We start from the raw sequence: 25,896 nt of genomic DNA, 5'->3' as shown, positions 1-25,896 counted from the left end.
GATTTATCGCGCGGTGTGTTCTGGCGTGTTGGTTTGTGTTGGTGGTTTGGGGTGCTGGGGGGGGGGTGTTGTGGGTGTTGCTTTTTCTCGGGGGGGCGGGGGTGCTGGTCGCGCCCCCCCGCGGCTTGTTCCTTTGGGTGGGTCAGGTGGTGGTGCCGTCAGGCGTGGCGACTACTGGTTGAAGGTGTCGCTCTTGACGTCGATCCACTTGCCGCCCTCGACCTTGTAGACCGTGAGCTGCTTGTTGGTGGTGTCGCCGTACTCGTCGAAGGAGACCTTGCCGGTGACGCCGTCGAAGGAGACCTTGCTGAGGGCCTCGACGACCTTGGCGCGGGCGTCGGTCGGGACCTTGCCGCCGTTGGCGGCGACGACGGCCTTGACGGCCTGGATGACGGCCCAGCCGGCGTCGTAGGAGTAGCCGCCGTAGGCCGCGTACGGGTCCTTGTAGCCGCCCGCCTTGTAGTCCTCGATGAACTTCTTGGCGGTGTCGAGCTTCTCGACGGGGGCGCCGATGGAGGTGGCGAGGTCGCCGTCGTTGGCCTCGGCGGAGGCGGAGATGAAGGCCGGGTCGTAGATGCCGTCGCCGCCGAAGAGCGGGATGTTGGCGCCGGTCTTCTTGATCTGGTCGGAGAGCAGGCCGCCCTCGGGGTACTGGCCGCCGAAGTAGACGGAGTCGGCGCCGGAGGACTTGACCTTGTCGGCGGTGGAGGAGAAGTCGGTCTCCTTCACGGTGACGTGGTCGGTGCCGACGACCTCGCCGCCGAGCTTCTTGAACTCCTCGGTGAAGATGCCGGCGAGGCCGGCGCCGTAGGTCTGCTTGTCGTCGACGACGAAGACCTTCTTCTTGCCGGCGTCCTTGAAGAGGTACTGGGCGGCGAACTTGCCCTGGACGACGTCGGTGGCGGCGGTGCGGAAGTAGGTCTTGAAGGGGCGCTTGAACTCGCCCTTGCCCCAGTTGTCGCCCTGGCTGAGGGCCGGGTTGGTGTTGGCCGGGGAGACCTGGGCGAGGTTGGCGGAGGCGAAGACGCCCTGCATCTGCTGGGCGACGCCGGAGTTCAGCGGGCCGACGACGCCGAGAACGTCCTTGTTGCCTACGAGCTTGGTGGCGTTTGCCTGGCCGGAGGCAGGAACTGCCTGGTCATCAAGGGCTTCGACCTTGAATTCAACGCCGGGGACCTCGTTGTTCTTGTTTGCGGTCTTGGCCGCGAGGTCCACGGAGTTCTTGATGCCCTGGCCGAGAGCGGAAAGGGAGCCGGTGAGCGGGGCGTCAACGCCGATGACGACGACGGTCTTGGAGCCGTCGGCCTTGTCCCCGGTCTTTGCCGCATCACGGGAACCGCAGGCGGTAAGGGTGAGGGCTCCCGTGGTGATCACGGTCGTGAGGACAAGCAGAGAACGGTGTCGCACGATTCTTCCTTTCCCTGGCGCGGCCACCCTCGAAGTGGAGGGTGCCGAACGGGAGCCGGGCCGCACTGGGAGTTCCACGGCCGTGCTGGGTTTGCGCTCTGTGGCGCGGTGACTGGCCGTGACTCTAGGCCGAGGTGGCGAGCGTGGGGGAGCGGGGAAAGGAGGATGTGACTGTCTTGTTATGCCAAGGCCAAGAATGTGCGGCGGGAGTTCGGACAGATCGGGCGTTTGGCGACGCTGTTGGGCGTCCGCATCGTGAGAATTCCCCGGTTCTCTAAGGGGCTTGAGGGCCTCATGGTCCTGTCATAGATCAAATCGGGCCGAATGTTGCAGCGCGTGTCCGAAAGAATCGCGACGGCGGCATTGCGTGCGCGAAAAAGGGGGATTCTGTCGGGCGTGGGCATTACTGATGGTAATGACGACCCTTGATCCACTTCGTACGATTGGATCTTGACCGAAACGGGCGGAACGCCCCAGACCCGCAGTTCGGTCGCGCTTCGCCGGGTGCCCGGAAGTCGGACAGCGGGCTCGGGAATCCGGTCACCGCGCCGGGCTCGGCGGCCGCCAGTTCTCCGAGCTCCAGGTGGCCCCGCCCTGCTCCTCGCAGCGCTGCGCGACGAGCCGGTCGACCAGCTCAAGTGCCTTGTCCAGACCGGCAGTTCGCTCCTCGGCCCGACCTGCGGCAACGGCTTCCTCGTGGATCGCGTACTGCCCATTGGACATGCCCTTCTGCTCCCAGTCCAGCCCGGCCCAGTAACTGCCCGTCAGGGACTCTTTTGCCCAGTAGGACACCAGAGTTGTGCAGATCCGGGCCGGTGGGACCGGGCTCGGGGCGGCCTCCTGCGCGGACTTCGGGCTGCCGGGGGCGCAGGCGGAGCCCGCCCCGAGGGCGAGGGCCGCGAGGAGCGCGACGGCGCCGTACCGGGCCGCGCGGGGTGGCTGGGTGCCCATGCAGGCGACGGTAGGCCGTCACCTTCGGTGACACAACGGCCGTGCACGGGGCAGGTACGGACTGGCGGATTCCGGGCGGTTGCCACGGCCGGGGCCCGCGGGGGCCGCCGGAGCCGGGGCGCGGGCGGGGCGGAGACGGCGCAGGCCCGGTTCCCGCCCCGGGGAGGGGTGGGAACCGGGCCTGTACGAGGCCGGGGCCGGGGCGCCGGGGGTCAGGCCCCGGCGGCCGGTGCGGCGGCGGCGTCGCGCAGCAGGCAGGTCAGGCGGGCGCTGCACACCCGCCGGTCCCGCTCGTCGCTGATCACGATCTCGTAGGTGGCGGTGGAGCGGCCGCGGTGCACCGGGGTGGCGACGCCGGTGACCAGGCCGGAGCGGATTCCGCGGTGGTGCGTGCAGTTCAGGTCGACGCCGACGGCGATCTTGTTGATGCCGCCGTGGAGCATGGCGCCGACCGAGCCGAGGGTTTCGGCCAGGACGGCGGAGGCGCCGCCGTGCAGGAGGCCGTAGGGCTGGGTGTTGCCCTCGACCGGCATGGTGCCGACGACCCGGTCGGGGGCCGCCTCCAGGATGCGGATGTCCATCCGCTCGCCGAGGTGGCCCGCCGAGAACAGCGCGGGCAGGTCGATGCCCAGGGCTGCGTACTCGTCCAGGACCTCCTGCGGGAACTTCACAGCGTGCTGCTCGCCCATGGGCCGGCTCCGTTCGTCAACGCTCGTTAACCATCTCGTCCTGACGTCGTTCTATCAGGCCGGTTCGAAGCGCACGACGACGGACTTGCTGGCGGGGGTGTTGCTGGTGTCGGCGGTGGAATCGAGCGGGACGAGCACGTTCGTCTCGGGGTAGTAGGCCGCCGCGCAACCGCGGGCGGTGGGGTAGTGGACGACGCGGAAGCCGGGCGCGCGCCGCTCCACACCGTCCTTCCACTCGCCGACCAGGTCCGTGTAGGAGCCGTCGGCGAGCCCGAGCTCGGCCGCGTCCTCGGGGTTGACCATGACGATGCGGCGGCCGCCGGTGATCCCGCGGTAGCGGTCGTCGAGGCCGTAGATCGTGGTGTTGTACTGGTCGTGGCTGCGCAGGGTCTGCAGCAGCAGCCGGCCCTCGGGGATTTTCGGGTACTCCACGGGCGCGGCGGTGAAGTTGGCCTTGCCGGTGGCCGTCGGGAAGCGGCGCTCGTCGCGGGGGGCGTGGGGGAGGCGGAAGCCCTCGGGGCGGGCGGCGCGGGCGTTGAAGTCCTCGAAGCCGGGGACGACGCGGGAGATCCGGTCGCGGATGGTGCCGTAGTCCCGCTCGAACTCCTCCCAGGGGGTGGTGGAGGACGGGCCGAGGACGGCGCGGGCCATGCGGGCCACGATCGCCGGCTCGGAGAGCAGGTGCGGGGAGGCCGGGGCGAGGTTGCCGCGGGAGGCGTGGACCATGCCCATGGAGTCCTCGACGGTGACGAACTGCCGGCCCGACGCCTGTACGTCCTTGTCGGTGCGGCCCAGGGTGGGCAGGATCAGGGCGCGCCGGCCGGTGACCGCGTGGGAGCGGTTGAGCTTGGTGGAGACGTGCACGGTGAGGGAGGCGCGGCGGACCGCGGCCTCGGTGACCTCGGTGTCGGGGGTCGCGCCGACGAAGTTGCCGCCCATCGCGAAGAGCACCTTGGCCTTGCCGTCGCGCAGGGCCTCGATGGAGCGGACCACGTCGTAGCCGTGGTGCCGGGGCGAGGTGATCCCGAACTCCCTGTCGAGGGCGTCGAGGAAGGCGGGGGCGGGGCGTTCGAAGATCCCCATGGTGCGGTCGCCCTGGACGTTGGAGTGGCCGCGGACGGGGCAGACGCCGGCTCCGGGTCGGCCGATGTTGCCGCGGAGCAGGAGCAGGTTGACGACCTCGCGGATGGTGGCGACGGCGTGCTTGTGCTGGGTGAGGCCCATGGCCCAGCAGACGATCGTGCGCTGTGAGGCCAGGACCATGGCGAGGGCGCGTTCGATCTCGGGCCGGGTCAAGCCGGTGGCGGCGAGGGTCTCGTCCCAGTCGGCCTCGGCCGCGGCGGCCCGCAGCTCCTCGTAGCCGTGGGTGTGCTCGCGGACGAAGTCCTCGTCGACGGCGCCGGACCCCGCGGCGGAGCCGCTCTCGGACGCTTCGATCACGAGCTTGTTCAGGAGGCGGAAGAGGGCCTGGTCGCCGCCGATGCGGATCTGGAGGAAGAGGTCGGTCAGGGCGGTGCCCTTGAGCATGCCGATCGGGGTCTGGGGGTTCTTGAAGCGCTCGGTGCCGGCCTCGGGCAGCGGGTTCACCGAGATGATCTTCGCGCCGGAGGTCTTGGCCTTCTCCAGGGCGGAGAGCATGCGGGGGTGGTTGGTGCCCGGGTTCTGCCCGGCGACGATGATCAGGTCGGCCTGGTGGAGGTCCTCCAGGGAGACGCTGCCCTTGCCGATGCCGATCGTCTCGGTGAGTGCGGAGCCGGAGGACTCGTGACACATGTTGGAGCAGTCGGGCAGGTTGTTGGTGCCGAACTCGCGGGCGAACAACTGGAAGAGGAACGCGGCCTCGTTGCTGGTGCGGCCCGAGGTGTAGAAGAGGGCCTCGTCGGGGGAGCCGAGGGCGTTCAGCTCCTCGGCGATGATCTCGAAGGCCCGCTCCCAGGTGACGGCCTCGTACCGGTCGGCGCCCTCCGGGTCGGCCCCTCGTTCCAGCAGCATGGGCTGCGTGATGCGGCCCTGCTGGCCCAGCCAGTACCCGGAGCGGGCCGCGAGGTCGGCGAGCGGGTGGGCGGCGAAGAAGTCCGGGGTGACCCGGCGCAGCGTGGCTTCCTCGGCGACGGCCTTGGCGCCGTTCTCGCAGAACTCGGCCGTGTGCCGCTTGTCGCCCTCGGGCCAGGCGCAGCCGGGGCAGTCGAAGCCGTCCTTCTGGTTGACCTTGAGCAGGGTGCGGGCGGTGCGGGCCAGGCCCATCTGGGCCTGTGCGATCCGCAGGGTGTGCTTGATCGCGGGCAGGCCAGCGGCGGCGTGCTGCGGGGGCGCGACCTGCGGCGCGTCCTGTACGGGATCACCTGCGGGCGGCTTCGTGGCCATGTCGCTCCCCTTTGAGCACGTCGGGCAGTGCGCCGGCCGGGCCTAGCGCTTCGCGTTCGCGTCCGATCCTGTCACGACCGGGGCGGTGATCGCCGGGCCGGGATTGTCGGTGGAGCGGCCTAGGATCGGGGGCGTGGCAGAGAACGCATCGAAGAAGACCGACCAGACGACCGCAGCGGACCGTCCCCGCCTGATGCTCATGGACGGGCACTCCCTGGCGTACCGGGCGTTCTTCGCGCTGCCCGCGGAGAACTTCACCACGGTGACCGGCCAGCCGACGAACGCGATCTACGGCTTCGCTTCGATGCTGGCGAACACGCTGCGCGACGAGGCGCCCACGCACTTCGCGGTGGCCTTCGACGTCTCGCGCAAGACGTGGCGCTCGACGGAGTTCCCCGAGTACAAGGCGAACCGCTCCTCGACCCCGGACGAGTTCAAGGGGCAGGTGGAGCTGATCGGCGAGCTGCTGGACGCGATGAACGTGCCGCGGTTCGCCGTCGACGGCTTCGAGGCCGACGACGTGATCGCGACGCTGGCGACGCAGGCGGAGGCGCTCGGCTACGAGGTGCTGATCGTCACCGGTGACCGGGACTCCTTCCAGCTGGTCTCGGAGCACACCACGGTGCTGTACCCGACGAAGGGCGTCTCCGAGCTGACCCGGTTCACGCCGGAGAAGGTCGTGGAGAAGTACGGCCTGTCCCCGCAGCAGTACCCGGACTTCGCGGCGCTGCGCGGCGACCCGTCGGACAACCTGCCGGGCATCCCGGGCGTCGGCGAGAAGACCGCCGCCAAGTGGATCAACCAGTTCGGGTCGTTCGCGGAGCTGGTGGAGCGCGCCGACGAGGTCAAGGGCAAGGCCGGGCAGAACTTCCGCGACCACCTGGAGTCGGTGAAGCTCAACCGGGTCCTGACCGAGATGGTCCGCGACGTGGAGCTGGACAGGGCCCCGGCCGACCTGGAGCGGGCCCCCTACGACCGGTCCGCCGTGACCGGTGTGCTGGACGTGCTGGAGATCCGCAACGCCTCACTGCGCGAGCGGCTGCTGGCGGTGGACCCGGGCGCAGGCCAGGAGGAGGCCCCGGCTCCGGCCGCCGCCGTGGAGCTGGACGGGTCCGTGCTGGGCGCGGGTGAGCTCGCGCCGTGGCTCGCGGCCCACGGGGGCGGCCCCCTGGGCGTGTCCACCGTGGACAGTTGGGCGCTGGGCCAGGGCAATGTGGCCGAGGTCGCGCTGGCCGCGGCCGGCGGTGCGGCCGCCTGGTTCGACCCGTCCGAGCTGGGCGAGGCCGACGAGCAGGCCTTCGCGGCCTGGGCCGCCGACCCGGACCGGCCCAAGGTCGTGCACAACGCCAAGGTCCTGATGCGGGTCTTCCCGGAGCACGGCTGGAGCCTGGCCGGCGTCACCATGGACACCGCGCTCGCCGCGTACCTGGTCAAGCCGGGCCGGCGGTCCTTCGCGCTGGACGTGCTGTCGGTGGAGTACCTGGGCCGCGAGCTGCAGCCCGCCGCGGCCGACGGCCAGCTGGCCTTCGGTGCCGACGAGACCGCCGAGGCCGAGGCGCTGATGGCGCAGGCCCGTGCCGTCCTGGACCTCGGGGAGGCCTTCACCGGCAAGCTCGTGGAGGTCGGCGCCGCCGACCTGCTCCACGACATGGAGCTGCCCACGTCCGAGCTGCTGGCCCGGATGGAGCGGGCCGGCATCGCCGCCGACCGCGACCACCTGGTGGCCATGGAGCAGCAGTTCGCCGGTGCCGTGCAGCAGGCGGTGAAGGAGGCGCACGCGTCGGTGGGCCACGAGTTCAACCTCGGCTCGCCCAAGCAGCTCCAGGAGGTCTTCTTCGGCGAGCTCGACCTGCCGAAGACCAAGAAGACCAAGACCGGCTACACCACGGACGCGGACGCCCTGGCCTGGCTGGCCGCGCAGACCGACCACGAACTGCCCGTGATCATGCTGCGGCACCGGGAGCAGGCCAAGCTGCGGGTGACCGTGGAGGGCCTGGTCAAGACGATCGCCGCCGACGGCCGGGTGCACACCAGCTTCAGCCAGACCACCGCCGCGACCGGGCGCCTTTCCTCCACCGACCCCAACCTGCAGAACGTGCCGGTGCGGACCGACGAGGGCCGGGCCATCCGCCGCGGGTTCGTCGTCGGCGAGGGCTACGAGTCCCTCATGACCGCCGACTACAGCCAGATCGAACTGCGCGTCATGGCCCACCTCTCCGAGGACGAGGGCCTGATCCAGGCCTTCCTGTCGGGTGAGGACCTGCACACCACCGTCGCCTCCCAGGTGTTCGGCGTGGAGCGGTCCGCCGTCGACGCCGAGATGCGGCGCAAGATCAAGGCGATGTCGTACGGGCTCGCGTACGGGCTCTCCGCCTTCGGCCTCGCCCAGCAGCTCGGGATCGAGCCGGCCGAGGCGCGCGGGCTGATGGAGACCTTCTTCGAGCGTTTCGGCGGGGTCCGGGACTACCTGCAGCGCGTCGTCGACGAGGCCCGCGCCACCGGATACACGGCGACGGTCTTCGGGCGCCGCCGCTACCTGCCGGACCTGGGCAGCGACAACCGCCAGCGCCGCGAGGCCGCCGAGCGGATGGCGCTGAACGCCCCGATCCAGGGCACCGCCGCCGACATCGTCAAGGTCGCCATGCTGCGCGTGGACCGGGCGATCGCCGAGGCCGGCCTGAAGTCGCGGATGCTGCTCCAGGTCCACGACGAAATCGTGCTGGAGATCGCCCCGGGCGAGCGCGAGCGGGTCGAGGAGCTGGTGCGCCGCGAGATGGCCGCCGCCGTCGAGCTGCGGGCCCCGCTGGACGTGTCCGTCGGCGTCGGCACCGACTGGGAGTCCGCCGCCCACTGACCGACCCGGAGCCCCGAACGCCTGCGCCCGCCCCCGCCGTCCGGTGGGGGCGGGCGCACGCGTTCGTGCTACCGGGTGCGGAGCGGTTCGGGCGATTCCGTGTCCGCGGGGTGCCGGCCGCTCCGCTCCGCCCGCTGGCCCTGTCCGTCGGGGTCGGGGTCTTGGGCGGTGGCCGGCCGGCGGTGCCGCAGCCGCACCAGGGCCCCGTACAGCAGCAGGCCCACCGCGAGGCCGGCGCCCGCGCCGAAGCAGACGGTCGGGATGATGTCGAGGGGCGATCGGATCCGGTCGTAGAACGTGAAGAAGCGCATCAACCGCGTCGTCACCCCGGCGGCCACGCAGCCGGCCACGAGGACGGCCGAGACCAGCACCTCGGCCCGGCGCAGGACCGGCACCGCCGCGGGCGCGGGCCGATCGGGCGTCCGGCGCAAGGCCGTTGCCGCGAACCAGAGGAGCCCGCCGGCCGCGACCGCCGACGAGCCGTACTGGAGGTAGGTGTAGAGCGGGTACCCGAAGGCGATCGGCTCACCGAGCCGGGGCAGGGCGTTCGTCCCCCACCGGTCCAGGTGCGTGAAGCTGTCCCACACCACGTGCGTCAGCGAGCCCAGTACCGCCGAGAGGTAGAACCACAGCACGAGCACTGCCGGCCGCCGCGCGCCCCGCCCGTCCGACCCGCCCCGCCAGTCCTCTCCCCGCAGCAGGGCGTGCACCCGGCCCTGGCGGGCCCTTGGTAGCAGCGCCACCAGCGGTTCGCGCAACAGCAGCCAGCAGGCCGCGAGAACGGCGGTCAGGAGGGCGTCCGCGGTCAGCACGCCGGGCAGCGAGTGCGTGAACCCCCCGTACTGCATGACGCCGCCGACGACGGCGTCAGCGAAGTAGAACGTGTCGGGGGCGAACGAGCCGAGGACGAGCGCGGAGGCCACGAGCGGGCCGCGCGCACGGCCGGTGCGGCGTACGGCGGGCAGGACGGCGGCGGCATGGCTGAGGGTGAACGGCACGGCACCTCTTGGTGTTTCGGCGGCATCGGGTGGACGGGCGTCAGGCGTCGGGTGTCGGGCGTCGGATCACGTCGGGTGACGGTGCCTTTACTTCAGGCCAATGCGTCCCGAACTGGTCGGGACAGTATGCGTGACCTGCACATGGCGTGGGGAAGTGGTGAAGCCCGGGCGCCGATCGCTGCGGTGTGAAGGGAGTTGACGTAGGGTCACGCCGACGTCGAGGGGGAGGGGACCGGCTGATGTCGGCTCGGTGGACGGCTCGTGGCAGGCTGCGCAGGGGAGGGACCGCCGCCGTGGCCTGTGCACTGGTTGCGGCCGCGGTGACCGCCTCGCAGGCCCCGCCCGGCTACCGTACGGCCGCCGCGGGGGAGGGCGCGGTCCGGGCCGCAGCGCCCCCGCCGGCCGGCGGCGAAGACGGCGGTGACGGCACCTACCTCACCGAACTCCCGCCCCTCACCAGCCCGGAGCCGCCGGCCGCCCTGCTGCCGGAGGACGCGCAGGCCCCGCCGGCCGGTGCCGGCGGGACGGCCGGGTCCCCGAACCAGCCCGCCGCCATGGGCGGCGCGGTCGGCGCGCAGGGGATACCGGTGACCGTGCTGGCCGCGTACGAGCAGGCCGAGCACCGGATCGGCCGCACCGACCCGGGCTGCGGGCTGCGCTGGCAGCTCCTCGCCGCGATCGGCAAGGTCGAGTCCGGGCACGCGGGCGGCGGGCGCGTCGACGCCGCCGGCACCACCCTGCGGCCCGTCCTCGGGCCGGTCCTGAACGGCAACGGCTTCGCGACGATCCGGGACACGGACGGGGGCCGCTACGACGGGGACACCGCCTACGACCGCGCGGTCGGGCCCATGCAGTTCATCCCGTCCACCTGGGCGGCCTGGGGTCAGGACGCCGACGGTGACGGCACGCGCAACCCCGGCAACGTGTACGACGCCGCCCTCGCCGCCGGACGCTACCTGTGTGCGGGCAGCCGTGACCTGCGGGCGGACGCGGACCTGGACCGGGCGGTGCTCTCCTACAACCACTCCTCGGAGTACCTGCGGACGGTGCGGTCCTGGTTCGCGTACTACCTCAAGGGGGCGCACGGGGTTCCGAACGCGGGAGGCGGCGCGGGCGCGCCGACGAAGCCGCAGCCGCAGCCCACGCCCACGCCGACGCCCACTCCGGCCCCGACGCCGAGCCCGAAGCCGACGCCGACGCCGAGCCCGAAGCCCACCCCGAGCCCCACGCCCACGCCGACGCCCACCCCGAAGCCGACGCCGACGCCGACGCCCACCCCCACGCCGACGCCCACCCCCACCCCGACGCCCAAGCCGACGGCGACCCCCCGGCCCACGCCGACGCCGACGCCCACGCGCACCCCCACCCCCGCGGCCAGCGTCCGGCCGACGCCCTCCGCCGCCACGCCGTCCGCGTCCAGCCCTCCGGGCCCGGCGTGGAGCGGTACGCGCGCCCCGTAGCCGAACGGTTCTCTTCTCGCACGCGCGTTGCTACCGTGCCTCCGCCCTGACGCCCCATCAGATCCGGAGGCCCGGTATGCGTGCACTCGCCGCCGCCGCCCTCGGCCTTGCCGCCGCGCTGGCCCTCGTCCTCGCCCTCACGGCGCTCGGGGCCCGGGAAGGCAAGACCTCGCCCAGACCACTGCTCACCACCGCGCCCGCCGCCCCCGGGCAGCGGTGAGGAGGCCGGACGTGCGACGCCGAGCGAGCCTCGTCCTCATCGCCCTCGCGGTGTTCTGCACCGCCCTCGCGCCGCTGCTGCGCTGGTACGCGTACCCGCGGCTGGCGAAGATCCCGCCGAACCAGTACCAGGAGGTGGTCCTGGAGGCGAAGGACGCGACCCTCCTCGACTACACCGGCGGGATGCAGCCCCGGAAGGTCGACAAGGTCACGATCATCCAGACCCTCAAGGGCAACGTCGAGGCGTCGAGGGAGATCGAGGCGAGCACGGGCCGGGACGTCGTCGTCTGGGACGCCCTGTCCCACATCGCCGGCCCCGACGGGAAGATGGTCTCCCAGATCCCCGAACGCTACGTCTTCGACGCCCACACCCAGGCGCCCGTGCACGCCGCCGGCGAGGCCGTGGACGGCGACCCGGTCACGCGCGAGGGCATCGAGTTCAAGTGGCCGTTCTTCCCCGAGCCGCGCGACTATCTGTACTTCGACGCCCAGACCCGCACCTCGACCCCCGTGCACTACGTCGGCCCGCGCACCTTCCGCGGCATGGACGTGTACTACTTCGAGCAGCACGTGCCCTGGACGAAGGTCCCCCTGCCCAAGAAGATGCCGATCGAGGGCATCGACCCGGCGACCTTCGAACAGAGCACCGGCACCAGCCTCTGGTACAAGGCCAGGGCGATGTTCTGGGTCGATCCGGTCACGGGGGCGCCCGTCAACGCCGAGCAGGTCGTCGAGCAGGAGATGCGCGGCGGCATCGCCGCCGGGGCGCCGGAGGGCCGGCTCACCGTCTTCGCCGGGCACGTCAAGATGCGCGAGGACTACAGCCGGTACACCGTCGATCTGGTCCGGTCGAACCGCACGAAGGTCCTCGCCCTCCACACCTACGCCCCGGCCGGGCTGGCCGCCGCCGGGCTCGCGCTGCTCGGAGCGGCCCTGTGGCTGGAGGCCCGCGGCCGCCGGGCCGCCGTCGGGGCCGGGGCCGGAGCCGGGGAGGAGGTCAGCGCTTGAGGCGGGCGTTGGTGTGCCGGGTCGGCTCGGCCGTCGCGGGATCCTCCGGCCAGGGGTGCTTGGGGTAGCGGCCGCGGAGCTCGGCACGGACGGCGCGGTAGCCGCCCTGCCAGAACGAGGCCAGGTCGGCGGTGACCGCTGCGGGCCGCCCGGCCGGCGACAGCAGGTGTACGAGTACGGGCACCCCCGCCACCCGGGGCGTCTGCGCCAGCCCGAACAGCTCCTGCAGCTTCACCGCGAGCACCGGCTGCTCGGACGAGTAGTCCACCCGGATCCGGGAACCGCTGGGTACCTCGATCCGTTCCGGGGCGAGCTCTTCCAGGCGGGAGGCCTCGCCCGTGGCCCAGGGCAATAGCCGCGTCAGGGCCTGGCCGGCATCGATGCGCCCGAGGTCCGCGCGGCGCCGGGCGGAGGACAGCTCCGGCTCCAGCCAGTCCTCCGCCGGGCGGGCCAGCAGGGCGGCGTCGGACACGTCCGGCCACGGCCCGCCGAGGGTGCGGTGCACGAACGCGAGCCGCTCGCGCAGGGCCAGGGAGTCCGGGGACCAGCGCAGCAGCGCGCCCGGTCCTTCTGCCGCGAGCCCGTCCAGCAGGGCCCGGCGCACCAGGGCGGGGTCCGGGTCGCGGAGGGGGCGGGAGGTCAGCTCGATCGCGCCGAGGCGTTGCACGGCGCGCGCCGCCACCTCCCCTGCACCGGCGCCGCCACCGGCTTCCCAGTGCACCTCCTCCGCGGAGGAGAGCAGGTGCTCGGCCGCGGCCCGGGCCGTGGCCCCGTCGAGGACGGCGGCCAGCCGGACGCGGGCGTCGGCGGAGCCGGTGGTGCGGTCGGCGACGGCGATGGCGAGCCAGTCGCCCGCGGTGGCGAGACGGGAGCCGTCCGGGAGGGCGGCTCCCGTACCGGAGGCCATGAGGTAGTGGCCCCGGCCGCGGGCGCGGGCCACGCGCTCGGGGAACGCGAGCGCGACGACGAGCCCGGCCGCGTGGTCGTCGGGCACCGGGACGGGGGCTGCGCGGCCGTCCCCGCCCGGCTCCGGCCCGGTCGGGCGGGCCGTACTCCGGGCCGGGTGCGCAGCGTCCGACGAGCGGCGGCCGGGGCCGCCAGCCCCGCCCGCCGCGCAGCGGCCGTCGGATACGGCGGCAAGGGGCGGGGTGGGGGAGCATTCCGCGGCGACCAACGCGGAGGCCAGCCGCCCGGCTTCGGCGCGCCAACGCCCCGCGTAGCCGTCGCCCCCGCCCCGCGCGCCCCCGGCGCCTCCGGCCCGCGCGGCGCGCCACGCCGCGACGAGGTCGTCGCCGTACTCCCGCGGCGGCTCCTCGCTCAGCAGCGCCACCACCTCGGCCACCCGCCGCCCGCCCAGCGCCGCCGCCCCGTCCAGCAGGGCCCGGGCCAGCCGCGGGTGCAGGCCGAGCCGCGACATGGCCGTGCCCCGGGGTGTGACCCGGCCGGCCGCGTCCAGCGCCCCCACGGCGCAGAGCACGGACCGCGCCGCCGCCATCGCCCCCGCCGGCGGCGGGTCCAGCAGGGCCAGCCCCGACGCGTCGGGATCCCCCCAGCAGGCCGCGTGCAGCGCGAAAGCGGTCAGGTCTGCCAGCCGTATCTCCGGCGCCGGGAACGCCGGCAGCCGCCCGTGCTCCGCCTCCGCCCAGCACCGGTACACCGTCCCCGGGGCCTCGCGCCCCGCACGCCCCGCCCGCTGCCGGGCCGCCGCGCGGGAGGCCCGCACGGTCGTCAGCGCGCCCAGGCCCCGCGCATGGTCCGTCCGCGGCTCGCGGGCCAGCCCCGAGTCCACCACCACCCGCACCCCGGGCACGGTCAGGCTCGACTCCGCCACCGCCGTGGAGAGGATCACCCTGCGGTGCCCGGCCGCCGTGAGCACCGCGTCCTGGACCGCCGCCGGTGCCCGCCCGTGGACCTGGAGCACCTCCGCGTCGACCCCAGCCAGCAGCCCGGCCACCCTGCCGATCTCGCCCACGCCGGGCAGGAAGCACAGCACGTCCCCGGAGCGCTCCACCAGCGCCCGCCGCACCACGGCGGCCACGTGCGCCAGCTGCGCCGGGTCCACCCGCATCCCGTGCGGCGGCCGCACCGGCCGGGCCGGCGGGGCCCAGACCGTCTCCACCGGGTACGAGACCCCGTCCGCCCGTACCACCGGCGCGCCGCCGAGCAGCCGCGCCCAGCCCTCCGCGTCGGTGGTCGCCGATGCCGCGACGAGCCGCAGATCCGGGCGCAGGGTCTCCCGTACGTCCAGGAGGAACGCGGCGACCGTGTCGGCGTCCAGGTGCCGCTCGTGGCACTCGTCCAGGACGACCACGTCCACGCCGGCCAGCTCCTGGTCCCGCTGGAGGCGCTGGAGCAGGACACCGGTGGTGACCACCTCCACCACCGTGTCGGGACCCACCGCCCGTTCCCCGCGCACCGTGTAGCCGACCGCGCCGCCCACCTTCCCCCAGCCTTCCGCCGGGGGGACCCCCGTGCCGTTCCGCCCGCCCAGTAGCCAGGCCATCCGCCGGGCCGCGGCCCGGGCGGCGATCCGCCGGGGTTCGGCGACGACGACCCGGCGCCGCGGGCCGCCGCCCACCAGCCCGGCCAGGGCCAGCGGCACCAGCGTGGTCTTGCCGGTGCCGGGCGGGGCGCACAGCACCGCGGCGCCGTGGCCGTCCAGGGCCGAGGCGAGCGCGGGCAGCGCTGCCCGTACGGGGAGGGCGTGGAGGGCGTCGGTACGCGGTGACGGCGGCGACGGTGTCATGCGCCGCTCAGTCCCTCTCGCACACGAAGATCGCCGTTCCCGGGATCAAGTTGCCCCGCAGCGGGGACCAGCCGCCCCACTCCTGGCTGTTCCATGCGGGCCATTCAGGTTCCACCAGGTCGAGCAGGCGGAACCCGCCGGCCACCACGTCCCGGACCCGGTCGCCGAGGGTGCGGTGGTGCTCCACGTACACGGCGCGCCCCTGTTCGTCCTGCTCGACGTACGGGGTCCGGTCGAAGTACGAGGCCGACACCGACAGCCCCTCCGGGCCGGGCTCGTCCGGGAAGGCCCAGCGGATCGGATGGGTGACGGAGAAGACCCAGCGGCCGCCGGGGCGCAGCACGCGGCGCACCTCGCGCATGACGTTCACCGGGTCGGCGACGAAGGGCACGGCCCCGTACGCGGAGAAGGCCAGGTCGAAGCAGCCGTCACGGAAGGGCAGGCGCCCGGCGTCGGCCTCCACCAGGGGGACCGCGCCGCCGTCGATGCGCAGGGCGTGCTGGAGCTGGCGGTGGGAGAGGTCGAGGGCCACCGCGCGGGCGCCCCGGGCGGCCAGCCAGCGGGAGCACTGGGCGGCGCCGGCGCCGATCTCCAGGACGTCCTTGCCCCGGAGGGAGGCGGTCGGGCCGAGGAGGGCGGCGTCGGCCTCGTCCAGGCCCTCGGGGCCCCACACGAAGCGGTCGTCGCCGAGGAAGGCGCCGTGCTCGCGCTGGTAGTCGTCGGCGTTGCGGTCCCACCAGGAGCGACTCGCCCGGCTGCTCTCCGCTTCGTCGGCGTTACGCCGTGTGGCGACGGAGTCGTCCCCGGTGTCACCGTGGGTGCCGTGCGCGTGTTCGGGGGCGTAGTCCTCTTGGTTCATGGGGCCCGTCGTCGTAGTCTGCGGAAGAGGTCGGGAGGGCCATTCATTCGTGGCTGCCCGCCCATGAATTGTGCCGGTTGTGCGGTGATCCGCCCGGGGTGTGCGCCTTCGCGCATTGACCCCGTCCGGCCATCCCCGTATGCTACAAGTTGCGCTGCGAGCCTGTGCTCCTCAGACCTAGCAGGCTGCGCTTGCATCTGTTGATGTCCCCTCGGTTCTCGAGGCCCTGCCGCCTTCGGCGGATTTGGGCTTCCTAGGCTGTCCGGCTTCTTCGGCAGATGCCGATAAGGGCTCCCGGCGTAGCAGTACCTACGACTTCAATGTCCGTACCGGAGCCCTTTCCCACATGACGAGCAGCACCGAGACCACCGCCACCACTCCGCAGGTTGCGGTCAACGACATCGGTAACGAGGAAGCCTTCCTCGCCGCGATCGACGAGACGATCAAGTACTTCAACGACGGCGACATCGTCGACGGCGTCATCGTGAAGGTCGACCGGGACGAGGTCCTGCTCGACATCGGCTACAAGACCGAAGGCGTCATCCCGAGCCGCGAGCTCTCGATCAAGCACGACGTCGACCCGAACGAGGTCGTCAAGGTCGGCGACGAGATCGAGGCCCTGGTCCTCCAGAAGGAGGACAAGGAAGGCCGCCTGATCCTCTCGAAGAAGCGCGCCCAGTACGAGCGTGCCTGGGGCACCATCGAGAAGATCAAGGAAGAGGACGGCATCGTCACCGGTACCGTCATCGAGGTCGTCAAGGGTGGTCTCATCCTCGACATCGGCCTCCGCGGCTTCCTCCCGGCCTCCCTGGTCGAGATGCGTCGCGTCCGCGACCTCCAGCCCTACGTGGGCAAGGAGCTCGAGGCGAAGATCATCGAGCTGGACAAGAACCGCAACAACGTGGTCCTGTCCCGCCGCGCCTGGCTGGAGCAGACCCAGTCCGAGGTCCGCCAGACGTTCCTCACCACCCTGCAGAAGGGTCAGGTCCGCTCCGGCGTCGTCTCCTCGATCGTCAACTTCGGTGCCTTCGTGGACCTGGGTGGCGTCGACGGTCTGGTCCACGTTTCCGAGCTGTCCTGGAAGCACATCGACCACCCGTCCGAGGTCGTCGAGGTCGGCCAGGAGGTCACCGTCGAGGTCCTCGACGTCGACATGGACCGCGAGCGCGTCTCCCTGTCGCTGAAGGCGACGCAGGAGGACCCGTGGCAGCAGTTCGCCCGGACCCACCAGATCGGTCAGGTCGTCCCGGGTAAGGTCACCAAGCTGGTTCCGTTCGGTGCGTTCGTCCGCGTGGACGAGGGCATCGAGGGCCTGGTCCACATCTCCGAGCTGGCCGAGCGCCACGTGGAGATCCCGGAGCAGGTCGTCCAGGTCAACGACGAGATCTTCGTCAAGGTCATCGACATCGACCTGGAGCGTCGCCGGATCTCGCTGTCCCTGAAGCAGGCCAACGAGTCCTTCGGTGCCGACCCGGCGTCGGTCGAGTTCGACCCGACCCTGTACGGCATGGCCGCGTCCTACGACGACCAGGGCAACTACATCTACCCCGAGGGCTTCGACCCCGAGACCAACGACTGGCTCGAGGGCTACGAGGCTCAGCGCGAGGCCTGGGAGCGCCAGTACGCCGAGGCGCAGGCTCGCTTCGAGCAGCACCAGGCGCAGGTCATCAAGAGCCGCGAGGCCGACGAGGCCGCCGCTGCCGAGGGTGCTGCCGCCCCGGCCGCCGGCAACGCCGGTGCGGGCATCTCGGGTGGTTCCTACTCCTCGGAGTCGGACGAGACCTCGGGCGCCCTGGCCTCCGACGAGGCCCTGGCCGCGCTCCGCGAGAAGCTGGCCGGCGGCCAGAGCTGATCGCAGGACCGCAGCGCACCGCGCACACCCGGAGCGATCCGGGAGTGAGCTGAGCTGAGAGCGAGGCCCGTCCCCTTCGGGGGGCGGGCCTCGCTGCTGTTCCGCCACCTTCCGCCCCTTCCCGCCACCTCCCGCTGTCTCACCTCCCTGCCGCCGTCCTGTGGCGCGTCCTGCGGTGCGTTCCGTGATCACCCCGGCGCGGCGGGGAATGGTGCGGCTCCCCCGGACGTTCACGGCAGAGAACGCGGCGAGGAGGAGCGGTGACGGTGCTTGATCCACAGGATTTGTACGCATGGGACGCCAAGGGGCTGGCGGTCGCTGACCTGGCGCTGGCCCAGGACTCGGCCGGCCTGGTCATGCTCTACCACTTCGAGGGGTACATCGACGCGGGCGAGACCGGGCAGCAGATCGTCGAGCGGCTACTCGACAGCCTGCCCCACCAGGTCGTCGCCCGCTTCGACACCGACCGTCTGATCGACTACCGGGCCCGGCGCCCCCTGCTCACCTTCCGGCGCGACCACTGGACGGAGTTCGAGGAGCCCCGCCTGGACGTCCGCCTCGTCCAGGACGCCACCGGCGCCCCGTTCCTGCTGCTGTCCGGCCCCGAGCCGGACGTGGAGTGGGAGCGCTTCTCCGTCGCCGTCCGGCAGATCGTCGAACGCCTCGGCGTCCGGCTCTCGGTCAACTTCCACGGCATCCCCATGGGCGTCCCGCACACCCGGCCCGTCGGCATCACCCCGCACGGCAACCGGACCGACCTCACGCCGGGCCACACCAGCCCCTTCGACGAGGCCCAGGTCCCCGGGAGCGCGGAATCGCTCCTGGAGTTCCGCCTCGGCCAGGCCGGGCACGACGTGCTGGGCGTCGCCGCGCACGTCCCGCACTACATCGCCCGCTCGCCGTACCCGGACGCCGCGCTGACCGTACTGGAGACGATCACCGCCGCGACCGGGCTGGTCCTGCCGGCCGTGGCCCACGCGCTGCGCACCGAGGCACACCGCACCCAGACCGAGATCGACCGGCAGATCCGGGAGGGCGACGAGGAACTCGTCTCCCTGGTCCAGGGCCTGGAGCACCAGTACGACGCGGCGGCCGGCGCCGAGACCCGCGGCAACATGATCGCCGAGCCGGTGGAGATCCCGTCCGCCGACGAGATCGGCCGCGAGTTCGAGCGGTTCCTCGCGGAGCGCGAGGGCGAGGGCTGACCGTTCCCGCCCGTCACCGGTCCGCTAGCCTAGCGCTCGCGGGCGCCGGTGGCTGCTGCCCGCGCAGAAGGATCGAGGGGTGGAGGCAGGGGCGTGCTCAGGGTAGGACTCACCGGCGGCATCGGTGCCGGCAAGAGCGAGGTCTCACGGCTGCTCGTCGGGTACGGAGCGGTCCTCGTCGACTCCGACCGCATCGCCCGGGAGGTCGTCGCACCCGGCACGCCCGGCCTCGCGGCGGTCGTCGCGGCCTTCGGGGAGTCCGTACTGACTCCCGAGGGGACGCTCGACCGGCCGAAGCTCGGGTCGATCGTCTTCGCCGACCAGGAGAAGCTCCGGACCCTCAACGGCATCGTCCACCCGCTGGTCAGGGGCCGGTCGGCCGAGCTGGAAGCCGCTGCGGGCCCCGAAGCGATCGTCGTGCACGACGTGCCGCTGCTCACGGAGAACGGCCTCGCACCCCTGTACGACCTGGTGGTGGTCGTCGACGCGGCCCCGCAGACGCAGATCGCCCGGCTGACCGCCCTGCGCGGGATGGCCGAGGAGGAGGCCCGGGCCCGGATGGCCGCCCAGGCCACCCGGGAGCAGCGGCTCGCCGTGGCGACCCTCGTGATCGACAACGACGGGCCGCTGGAGGCCCTGGAACCGCAGGTGCGCGCCGTGTGGGACGAGCTGACCGCCCGGGCGAAGGCCGCGGTGGCATCCGAGGACTGACCGGCATGCCGGTCGCGTGAGGCGCACGAGGAGAGGGAAGGAGCAGACCGTGTCCGACACCGCGCCGCAGGCCCCGTCGCCCGGCCGCCCTCCCTCGTCCCCGGAGACCCACGTCATCGACTTCCGGGCCGCCGAGCAGCTGCTGGCCGCCCGGGACCCGCGCGGCGCCGTGAAGCTCCTCGACTCGGTCATCGCGGCCCACCCGGAGAGCGGCGCGGCCCGGCTGCTGCGTGCCCGGGCGTACTTCGCTTCCGCCCAACTGGGGAGCGCGACCAGGGAGTTCGAGCTGATCGTGGAGCGGGAGCCGGACAACGCGTTCGCGCACTTCGCCCTGGCCCGTACGCATGAGCGGGCGGGCCGGCCCGAACAGGCACGCCGGCACTTCCGGCTCGCCGCCGCCCTGGACCCCCAGCCGGACTACGTGGCGGCCGCCCGTTTCGACGACCCGGGTCCTTCCTGATCGGGTCCCGCGCACGGGCTCACCGGGTCCCGCACGTCCTGCAGGTGCTGCAGTTCCAGCCCGGGTGGGGGCTGCCGGCTGCCGGCTGCCGGTGGCGGCCGGCTACCGGCGCGGGGGCTCGTACGGGGGGATGTTCCGGCCCGGCTGGTAGTGCGGGCCCTGGTGGATGTGACGGGCGACGACGGTCATGTCGACCGCCGCCAGCACCGCGACCACTCCGCATGCCGCCGCCCAGCCGGGGCGGCCGGCCAGGGAGAACAGCACCGTCCCGGCGGCCGCCCAGACCAGCCCCCACAGGCTGAGCCAGAACCGCAGCCGCAGCGGACTGCGGGCGTTCACCGGCTCGTTTCCGGTACGCATGGCACATCGCCTCATCACCTGACGGTCCGGCCGTGCCGGGCGAGGGGCCCTAGGTCCGTCCCCACGTCCCTGAGTGCCTAAGTCCCCAAGCCCCTGTGTAAGCCCCTATGTCCCTACGTTCCCATGGTGCCACCAGGTGCCCCCCGCCCTCTGGACGCGGGGAACGTGCAGGTCAGCGAGGATTGTCACAGTGCGCGCCTAGACTCGGCGGAAGACGTGGTCCGACCGACGGAACGGCAGGGAAGGGGGGAACGGTGACACCGCAACCGCCGCAGCAAGCACTGCTGCGCCACGCCTCCGTCTTCCTGCCCGCCCCGGTCCCGCGCGAGGGCCGCATCGCGTTCTGGGCGCCGGACGGCGACCCCCTGCCCGAGGTGCCGGAGGGGATCCGGACCCGGATCGAGGTGGTCCGCCCGCACGGCACCGGGGTGCGCACGCGGACCGTACCCGCCGTGGCCCTCGCCGTGACCGACGCGCTACCCCTGCTGGTCCGCGCCCCGCGCAGCGCCGTCACCCACCCCGCCACCCGGGCCTGGGGCACCGCCGCCACGCACGCGCTCACGCTCGCCGCCCGCGGTCGGCTGCTGCCCGGGCTCACCCCCGACGACGTCGACGCCTGGCGCGCCGGACCGCTCGACGCGGAGGACGTCGGCCACCTCCGGGCGGTCGCCGCCGCGCTCCCGCACGAGGGGTACGCCACGCCCCTGCCCGGCCGTCGTCCGCTCCAGCTGCCCGAGCCGGAGGCCCTGGTCCGGGCGTTCCTCGACGCCGTCACCGACTGCCTGCCCCGCACCCCGGCCGCGCCCGTTGCCGCGGGGCTGCCGTTCGCCGCCCGGGAGCCGCAGCGAGTGCCCGGGATACGGGACTGGGCGGCGCAAGTCGCGGCCGGTGCCGACGCGGGGGTGGGGATCTCGCTGCGGCTGGACCTGTCCTCCTTCAGCCTCTTCGACTCCGGGGACGGGGTGGACGCGCACACCGGAGCGGACGCCGCCGCCGACACGGGCGCGGGAACCGACACGGGCGCGGGTGCGGGGTCGCACGAGGACGGCGCCGGGTCGGTGGAGCTGCGCCGGGCGGGCGCCGCCGTCGTCCAGGTGCACAGCCTGGCCGACCCCACGCTCGTCACCGATGCGGCGCAACTGTGGGCCGGCGCCGCGCCCGTCGGCTTCGGGCCCCGCGCCCGTATCGACGCCGTCCTCGCGCTGCGTCGGGCCGCCCGCGTCTGGCCCCCTCTGCTGCGCCTACTGGACCGGCCCGTCCCGGACCTGCTGCCGCTGTCCGACGCGGAGCTCGAAGACCTCCTCGGCACCGCCGCGACCCGGCTCGCGGCTGCCGGCGTCCCGGTCCACTGGCCGCGCGAGCTGGCCCGCACGCTCTCCGCGACCGCCGTCGTCCGCTCCACCGCGCCCGGCTCCGCCATCGACGGCACCTCCTTCTTCGACGCCGAGCACCTCTTCGCGTTCTCCTGGGAACTAGCCCTGGGCGGTGACCGGCTCACCCCGTCCGAGATGGAAGAGCTCGCCCGGGCGCACCGGCCGGTGGTGCGGCTGCGCGACCAGTGGGTGCGCGTCGATCCCGAGCTGGTCCGCAAGGCGCGCAAGCGGGACCTGGGCCTGCTGGACCCGGTGGACGCGCTGGCGACCGTACTGACCGGATCGGCCGAGGTCGAAGGGCAGCAGGTGGAGGCGGTTCCCGTCGGGGCCCTGGCCGCGCTGCGCGAGCGGCTCACCGGCGACCTCGCCCCGCTGCCGCAGCCCGCCGGCCTGAAGGCCACCCTGCGCGACTACCAGGCGCGCGGCCTGGCGTGGCTGGACCTGATGACCTCGCTCGGCCTCGGCGGGTGCCTCGCCGACGACATGGGGTTGGGCAAGACCGTCACGCTGATCGCGCTGCACCTGCACCGGGACCGCCCCGAGCCGACGCTCGTCGTGTGCCCGGCGTCGCTGCTGGGCAACTGGCAGCGGGAGATCGAGAAGTTCGCGCCCGGGGTGCCGGTACGCCGTTTCCACGGCGGCGGCCGCAGCCTCGACGGGCTCTCCGGGGGATTCGTCCTCACCACGTACGGGACCATGCGCGCCAGTGCCGCCCGGCTGGCCGGGCAGCCCTGGGGCATGGTCGTCGCCGACGAGGCGCAGCACGTGAAGAACCCGCACTCGGCGACCGCGAAGGCGCTGCGCACGATCCCAGCCCCGGCCCGGGTGGCGCTCACCGGCACCCCGGTGGAGAACAACCTCTCCGAGTTGTGGGCGCTGCTCGACTGGACCACGCCGGGTCTGCTGGGGCCGCTGACGGCCTTCCGGGCCCGCCACGCCCGGCCGGTGGAGCACCAGCAGGAGGAGGACGGGGGCAACGAGGCGGCCGTGGCCCGGCTGGCGGCGCTCGTCCGGCCGTTCCTGCTGCGGCGCCGGAAGTCCGACCCGGGCATCGCCCCGGAACTGCCCCCGAAGACGGAGACCGACCACCCGGTCTCCCTCACCCGCGAACAGGTTTCGCTGTACCGGGCCGCGGTGGACGAGGCGATGGCCGTGATCGGGGCCAGTGAGGGAATGGAGCGGCGCGGCACGATCATGAAGCTGTTGGCCTCGCTGAAGCAGATATGCAACCACCCCGCGCAGTACTTGAAGGAGGAGCGGCCCCGGATCCCGCACCGCTCCGGCAAGCTGGCCCTGCTGGACGAGCTGCTGGACACGATCCTCGCGGAGAACGGCTCGGTGTTGGTCTTCACCCAGTACGTGACGATGGGCCGGATCATCGAGCGGCACCTGTCGGCGCGCGGGATCTCCCACCAGTTCCTGCACGGCGGGACCCCGGTCGCGCAGCGCGAGGAACTCGTCGACCGCTTCCAGTCCGGGGAGGTCCCGGTCTTCGTGCTGTCCCTGAAGGCGGCCGGCACCGGGCTGAACCTCACCCGCGCCGGACACGTCGTCCACTTCGACCGCTGGTGGAACCCGGCGGTCGAGGCGCAGGCCACCGACCGCGCGTACCGCATCGGCCAGGACCAGCCCGTCCAGGTGCACCGGATCATCGCCGAGGGCACCGTGGAGGACCGGATCGCCGAGCTGTTGGAGTCCAAGCGGGCGCTGGCCGACGCCGTCCTCGGCTCCGGGGAGGCGGCCCTGACCGAGCTGACCGACCGCGAGCTCGCCGACCTCGTCTCCCTGAGGAGACCCGGATGATCACCACCCGGGAGGACCGCCGCCGCACCTTCGAGACGGTGCCCGCCGGCGTGGAAGCCGCCAGCTGGTGGGGCCGGGCGTGGGTGTCGGCCCTGGAGCTCGCGGCTCGGGACGCGGCGCGCCTGGCCCGGGGGCGCACGTACGCGGCCGAAGGGCACGTGGAGGCGGTCACGGTCACGCCCGGCCGGATCGTCGCCTACGTCCGCGGCACCCGGGCCCGCCCGTACCGCACGGAACTGGCGCTGAGCCCGTTCGACGCCGCCGGATGGGACGAGCTGCTGGAGGCGGCCGCCGCGGACCCGGCGGCCCTGGCCACCCTGTTGGAGCGGGAGGTCCCGCAGTCCCTGGCGGGGCGGATCCTGCCCGGGGCGGGCGAGCTCCTGCCGCGCTGCTCCTGCCCGGACCAGGCCCGTCCGCCGTGCAAGCACGCCGCGGCCCTGTGCTACCGCGCCGCCCGCCTCCTCGACGAGGACCCGTTCCTGCTGCTGCTCCTGCGCGGCCGGGGCGAGCAGGAGCTCCTCGACGAGCTGGCCCGCCGCAACGCAGCCCACGCCGCCCGCGAACAGCCCGCAGCCGCCCCCGACTTCCCCGGCGTTCCGGCGCACGCCGCGCTGGCCCGCACCACCCTGCCCCCGCTGCCGGCCCCGGCCGCCCCGCCCGCCGTGCCGGGGCTGCCGCCCGCCTGCCCGGACGAGCCGGGAGTGCCGGGCGCCCCGGACCCGCTGGCGCTGGACCAGCTCGCCACGGACGCGGCCGCCCGCGCCCTGGCGCTGCTACGCACCGGCGAGGACCCGATCGGCGGGCTCACCCTGTGGCAGGACGCCGTTCGGCTGGCGTCCGCGCACCACACCGCGGGCCTGACCGGCGCCGCCCGGACGCTCTACCGGGACCTGGCCCGGGCCACCGGCCGCACCACCACCGAGCTCGCCCGGGCCGCGGCGGCCTGGCGCCAGGGCGGCCTGCCCGCGCTCGCCGCCCTCGAAGAGCCCTGGGACCCGCCGGCCGGCCCCTTCGACCGGGCCCGGCCGGCGCTGATGGCCGCCTCCTGCGGATCGTTCCGGCCCGAGCGAAACCGGCTGACGGCGGGCAACCGCCAACTGAGGCTCGGCCGCGACGGCCTCTGGTACGCGTACGAGTCCCGGCCGGGCAGCGAGGACTGGTGGCCCGCGGGCCGGCCGTCCGTGGACCCGGTCAGCGCGCTCCCGTACTGATGCCGGCCGCCCAGCGGCCGAGGGCGGTGAAGTCCCGGTCGCGCAGGCCGTGGCGGGGGTGGACGCGCAGCAGCAGGGCGGGCGCCGGGTGGTGGGCGGCCACCCAGGCCCGGTCCCGCGGGTTGATCATGTCGTCGACCCAGGCGAAGGGGCGGCCCGCCGCCCAGGCGAGCAGCGGGCGGGTCTTCCACGAGAGCCCGTCGGGATCGCGGGCGAACAACTCCGGCCACTCGATGTAGGGGAGGTCGCCGGGGAGCCCGATGTGCGGGGCGACCATCGTGTTGGCCTCGTCCATCCAGGTCGTGGCCCACGCCAGGTCGAAGGGCAGGGCGAGCAGCCGGGCGCCGTGCGACGGGTGCAGGCGGACCTTGAGGCCGCGCCGGGCGCGGCGCGAGTCCGGGCTCCGGTACGACATCCAGACCGTGGGCCGCATCCGGTGGCTGGTGTAGCCGCGCAGGCCGGCGAGGCGGGAGCGGAAGGGGTTGAGGGGGCCGTCCACGTCGAGGAGGAGCAGGGGGCGATCGGTCATGAACGAGCCACTACCCGCTACACGATGGAGTGAAATGCCTACCGCCGCTATAACCCGAACGGGTTTTGACGCGTTGTCTCCTCATGCGGGTGCAGCGGCGCCCGTGAACTTTTCCGGAAGGCAGGAAAACTGATGCGTCACAGTCGCCGGAACGGCCTGATCGCGACAGTGGTCGCGGGAGGCGGACTCGCGGTAGCGGGTGTGGGCGGCTTCGCCTACGCCGACGCGGACGCGAGCGGGAAGACCGAGCGCTCGCCGGGGCTGCTGTCCGGAAACCTGGTACAGCTGCCCGTGCACAGCCCGGTCAACGTGTGCGGGAACACCGTCAGCATCGTCGGGCTGCTCAACCCGGCCGCGGGCAACCGCTGCACCAACGCCGGCTCCGCCCCGTCGGCCGGATCCGCGTCCTCCACCAGCGGTGGTGCCCGCGCCGACGGTACCGCGAAGGACTCCCCGGGAGTGGTGACCGGTAACGCGATCCAGCTGCCGGTCAAGCTGCCGGTCAACGTCAGCGGCAACTCGGTGAACGTCGTCGGCATCGGCAACTCCTCCACCGCCAACACCGCCGTCAACGGCGAGGAGCCCAGTGGGGTCAAGCCGCCGCAGCCGACCCGGCCCGTCGAGCCCGCGCAGCCGACGCCGCCCGTGAAGAAGCCGACCACCCCGCGGCCGGTGACCCCGCCCGCGCCGGAGCAGGAGAAGGAGCACGTCCCGGGAGCCCTCGCCCACACCGGGTCCGACGGCCTCGGCTATCTGTTGCCCGGCAGCGGGGCCCTGCTCCTCGGCGGGATGCTGCTGTACCGGCGCTTCCGCCACCAGTAGGGCCGCAGGTCACTG

20 protein-coding genes are annotated in these 25,896 nt (G+C 73.3%); 11 read left to right on the top strand and 9 right to left on the bottom strand.

The annotated features are described in order from the left end of the window. Positions 1 to 171 precede the first annotated feature (171 nt). From ACFV7Q_RS14630 to ACFV7Q_RS14615, 4 genes are all read right to left on the bottom strand, one after another. Positions 172 to 1,407, bottom strand: a complete 1,236-nt coding sequence (locus ACFV7Q_RS14630) for a branched-chain amino acid ABC transporter substrate-binding protein (protein WP_385428312.1) — start codon at positions 1,405 to 1,407, stop codon at positions 172 to 174. Between the two features lie 540 nt (positions 1,408 to 1,947). Beyond that, positions 1,948 to 2,358: a hypothetical protein gene (locus ACFV7Q_RS14625; RefSeq protein ID WP_385428310.1), complete on the bottom strand. Its 411-nt coding sequence runs from the start codon at positions 2,356 to 2,358 to the stop codon at positions 1,948 to 1,950. A gap of 212 nt (positions 2,359 to 2,570) precedes the next feature. Then, a complete protein-coding gene (locus ACFV7Q_RS14620) occupies positions 2,571 to 3,047 on the bottom strand; it encodes a PaaI family thioesterase (RefSeq protein ID WP_385428308.1) in 477 nt (158 codons plus the stop codon). Positions 3,048 to 3,101: 54 nt separating this feature from the next. Next, positions 3,102 to 5,411, bottom strand: coding sequence for an FdhF/YdeP family oxidoreductase (locus ACFV7Q_RS14615; RefSeq protein WP_385428306.1), 2,310 nt, complete (start codon positions 5,409 to 5,411; stop codon positions 3,102 to 3,104). Between the two features lie 133 nt (positions 5,412 to 5,544). Between ACFV7Q_RS14615 and polA the strand changes: the two genes are divergently transcribed. Further along, positions 5,545 to 8,265 carry a DNA polymerase I gene (gene polA / locus ACFV7Q_RS14610; protein WP_385428304.1) on the top strand — a complete coding sequence of 907 codons (2,721 nt, stop codon included), beginning with the start codon at positions 5,545 to 5,547 and terminating at the stop codon, positions 8,263 to 8,265. A gap of 68 nt (positions 8,266 to 8,333) precedes the next feature. On the opposite strand, the gene ACFV7Q_RS14605 is transcribed toward polA, so the two are convergent. Next, positions 8,334 to 9,263: a DUF4184 family protein gene (locus ACFV7Q_RS14605; RefSeq protein ID WP_385428303.1), complete on the bottom strand. Its 930-nt coding sequence runs from the start codon at positions 9,261 to 9,263 to the stop codon at positions 8,334 to 8,336. Positions 9,264 to 9,556: 293 nt separating this feature from the next. Between ACFV7Q_RS14605 and ACFV7Q_RS14600 the strand changes: the two genes are divergently transcribed. The 3 genes from ACFV7Q_RS14600 to ACFV7Q_RS14590 all read left to right on the top strand — a co-directional run bounded on the left by ACFV7Q_RS14600 (position 9,557) and on the right by ACFV7Q_RS14590 (position 11,950). After that, on the top strand, positions 9,557 to 10,723 hold the full coding sequence (locus ACFV7Q_RS14600; protein ID WP_385428301.1) for a lytic transglycosylase domain-containing protein: 1,167 nt from the start codon (positions 9,557 to 9,559) through the stop codon (positions 10,721 to 10,723). A gap of 76 nt (positions 10,724 to 10,799) precedes the next feature. Continuing rightward, the gene (locus ACFV7Q_RS14595) at positions 10,800 to 10,943 is read left to right on the top strand and encodes an SPW_0924 family protein (RefSeq protein WP_385428300.1); all 144 of its coding nucleotides are present in this window, start codon (positions 10,800 to 10,802) and stop codon (positions 10,941 to 10,943) included. Positions 10,944 to 10,954: 11 nt separating this feature from the next. Then, positions 10,955 to 11,950, top strand: a complete 996-nt coding sequence (locus ACFV7Q_RS14590; RefSeq protein ID WP_385428299.1) for a DUF3068 domain-containing protein — start codon at positions 10,955 to 10,957, stop codon at positions 11,948 to 11,950. Here ACFV7Q_RS14590 and ACFV7Q_RS14585 read toward each other — a convergent pair. Next, positions 11,940 to 14,696, bottom strand: a complete 2,757-nt coding sequence (locus ACFV7Q_RS14585) for an ATP-dependent RNA helicase (RefSeq protein WP_385428297.1) — start codon at positions 14,694 to 14,696, stop codon at positions 11,940 to 11,942. The two genes, ACFV7Q_RS14590 and ACFV7Q_RS14585, sit on opposite strands and share 11 nt — an antisense overlap. A gap of 7 nt (positions 14,697 to 14,703) precedes the next feature. Further along, positions 14,704 to 15,555 (bottom strand): class I SAM-dependent methyltransferase, encoded by an 852-nt coding sequence (locus ACFV7Q_RS14580; RefSeq protein ID WP_385428295.1) that lies wholly within the window; start codon positions 15,553 to 15,555, stop codon positions 14,704 to 14,706. A gap of 346 nt (positions 15,556 to 15,901) precedes the next feature. On the opposite strand from ACFV7Q_RS14580, the gene rpsA reads away from it, so the two are divergent. From rpsA to ACFV7Q_RS14560, 4 genes are all read left to right on the top strand, one after another. Further along, positions 15,902 to 17,407, top strand: coding sequence for a 30S ribosomal protein S1 (gene rpsA, locus ACFV7Q_RS14575; protein ID WP_179176975.1), 1,506 nt, complete (start codon positions 15,902 to 15,904; stop codon positions 17,405 to 17,407). Positions 17,408 to 17,673: 266 nt separating this feature from the next. Beyond that, on the top strand, positions 17,674 to 18,612 hold the full coding sequence (locus ACFV7Q_RS14570; protein WP_385428294.1) for a PAC2 family protein: 939 nt from the start codon (positions 17,674 to 17,676) through the stop codon (positions 18,610 to 18,612). 93 nt (positions 18,613 to 18,705) lie between these two features. After that, positions 18,706 to 19,323: a dephospho-CoA kinase gene (gene coaE, locus ACFV7Q_RS14565; protein WP_385428292.1), complete on the top strand. Its 618-nt coding sequence runs from the start codon at positions 18,706 to 18,708 to the stop codon at positions 19,321 to 19,323. A 49-nt stretch (positions 19,324 to 19,372) separates the two neighbouring features. After that, complete coding sequence (locus ACFV7Q_RS14560; RefSeq protein ID WP_385428290.1) at positions 19,373 to 19,783, top strand: tetratricopeptide repeat protein; 411 nt, start codon at positions 19,373 to 19,375, stop codon at positions 19,781 to 19,783. A gap of 102 nt (positions 19,784 to 19,885) precedes the next feature. Here the strand turns inward: ACFV7Q_RS14560 and ACFV7Q_RS14555 are convergent, their stop codons facing one another. Then, the gene (locus tag ACFV7Q_RS14555) at positions 19,886 to 20,143 is read right to left on the bottom strand and encodes a DUF6343 family protein (protein ID WP_385428289.1); all 258 of its coding nucleotides are present in this window, start codon (positions 20,141 to 20,143) and stop codon (positions 19,886 to 19,888) included. Between the two features lie 254 nt (positions 20,144 to 20,397). On the opposite strand from ACFV7Q_RS14555, the gene ACFV7Q_RS14550 reads away from it, so the two are divergent. Both ACFV7Q_RS14550 and ACFV7Q_RS14545 read left to right on the top strand, forming a co-directional pair. Next, positions 20,398 to 23,319, top strand: a complete 2,922-nt coding sequence (locus ACFV7Q_RS14550) for a DEAD/DEAH box helicase (protein WP_385428288.1) — start codon at positions 20,398 to 20,400, stop codon at positions 23,317 to 23,319. Next, a complete protein-coding gene (locus ACFV7Q_RS14545) occupies positions 23,316 to 24,530 on the top strand; it encodes an SWIM zinc finger family protein (RefSeq protein ID WP_385428286.1) in 1,215 nt (404 codons plus the stop codon). The genes ACFV7Q_RS14550 and ACFV7Q_RS14545 overlap by 4 nt, the downstream gene beginning before the upstream one ends. Here ACFV7Q_RS14545 and ACFV7Q_RS14540 read toward each other — a convergent pair. After that, positions 24,511 to 25,059, bottom strand: a complete 549-nt coding sequence (locus ACFV7Q_RS14540; RefSeq protein ID WP_385428284.1) for a hypothetical protein — start codon at positions 25,057 to 25,059, stop codon at positions 24,511 to 24,513. The two genes, ACFV7Q_RS14545 and ACFV7Q_RS14540, sit on opposite strands and share 20 nt — an antisense overlap. A 132-nt stretch (positions 25,060 to 25,191) precedes the next feature. Between ACFV7Q_RS14540 and ACFV7Q_RS14535 the strand changes: the two genes are divergently transcribed. After that, on the top strand, positions 25,192 to 25,881 hold the full coding sequence (locus tag ACFV7Q_RS14535; protein ID WP_385428282.1) for a chaplin: 690 nt from the start codon (positions 25,192 to 25,194) through the stop codon (positions 25,879 to 25,881). Positions 25,882 to 25,896: the final 15 nt, after the last annotated feature.

Origin of the sequence: Streptomyces sp. NPDC059851, assembly GCF_042732005.1 — a bacterium.
Lineage (GTDB): Bacteria > Actinomycetota > Actinomycetes > Streptomycetales > Streptomycetaceae > Streptomyces.
The sequence above is the reverse complement of the archived record's forward strand: the minus strand, read 5'-3'. Positions and strand labels throughout refer to the sequence as shown.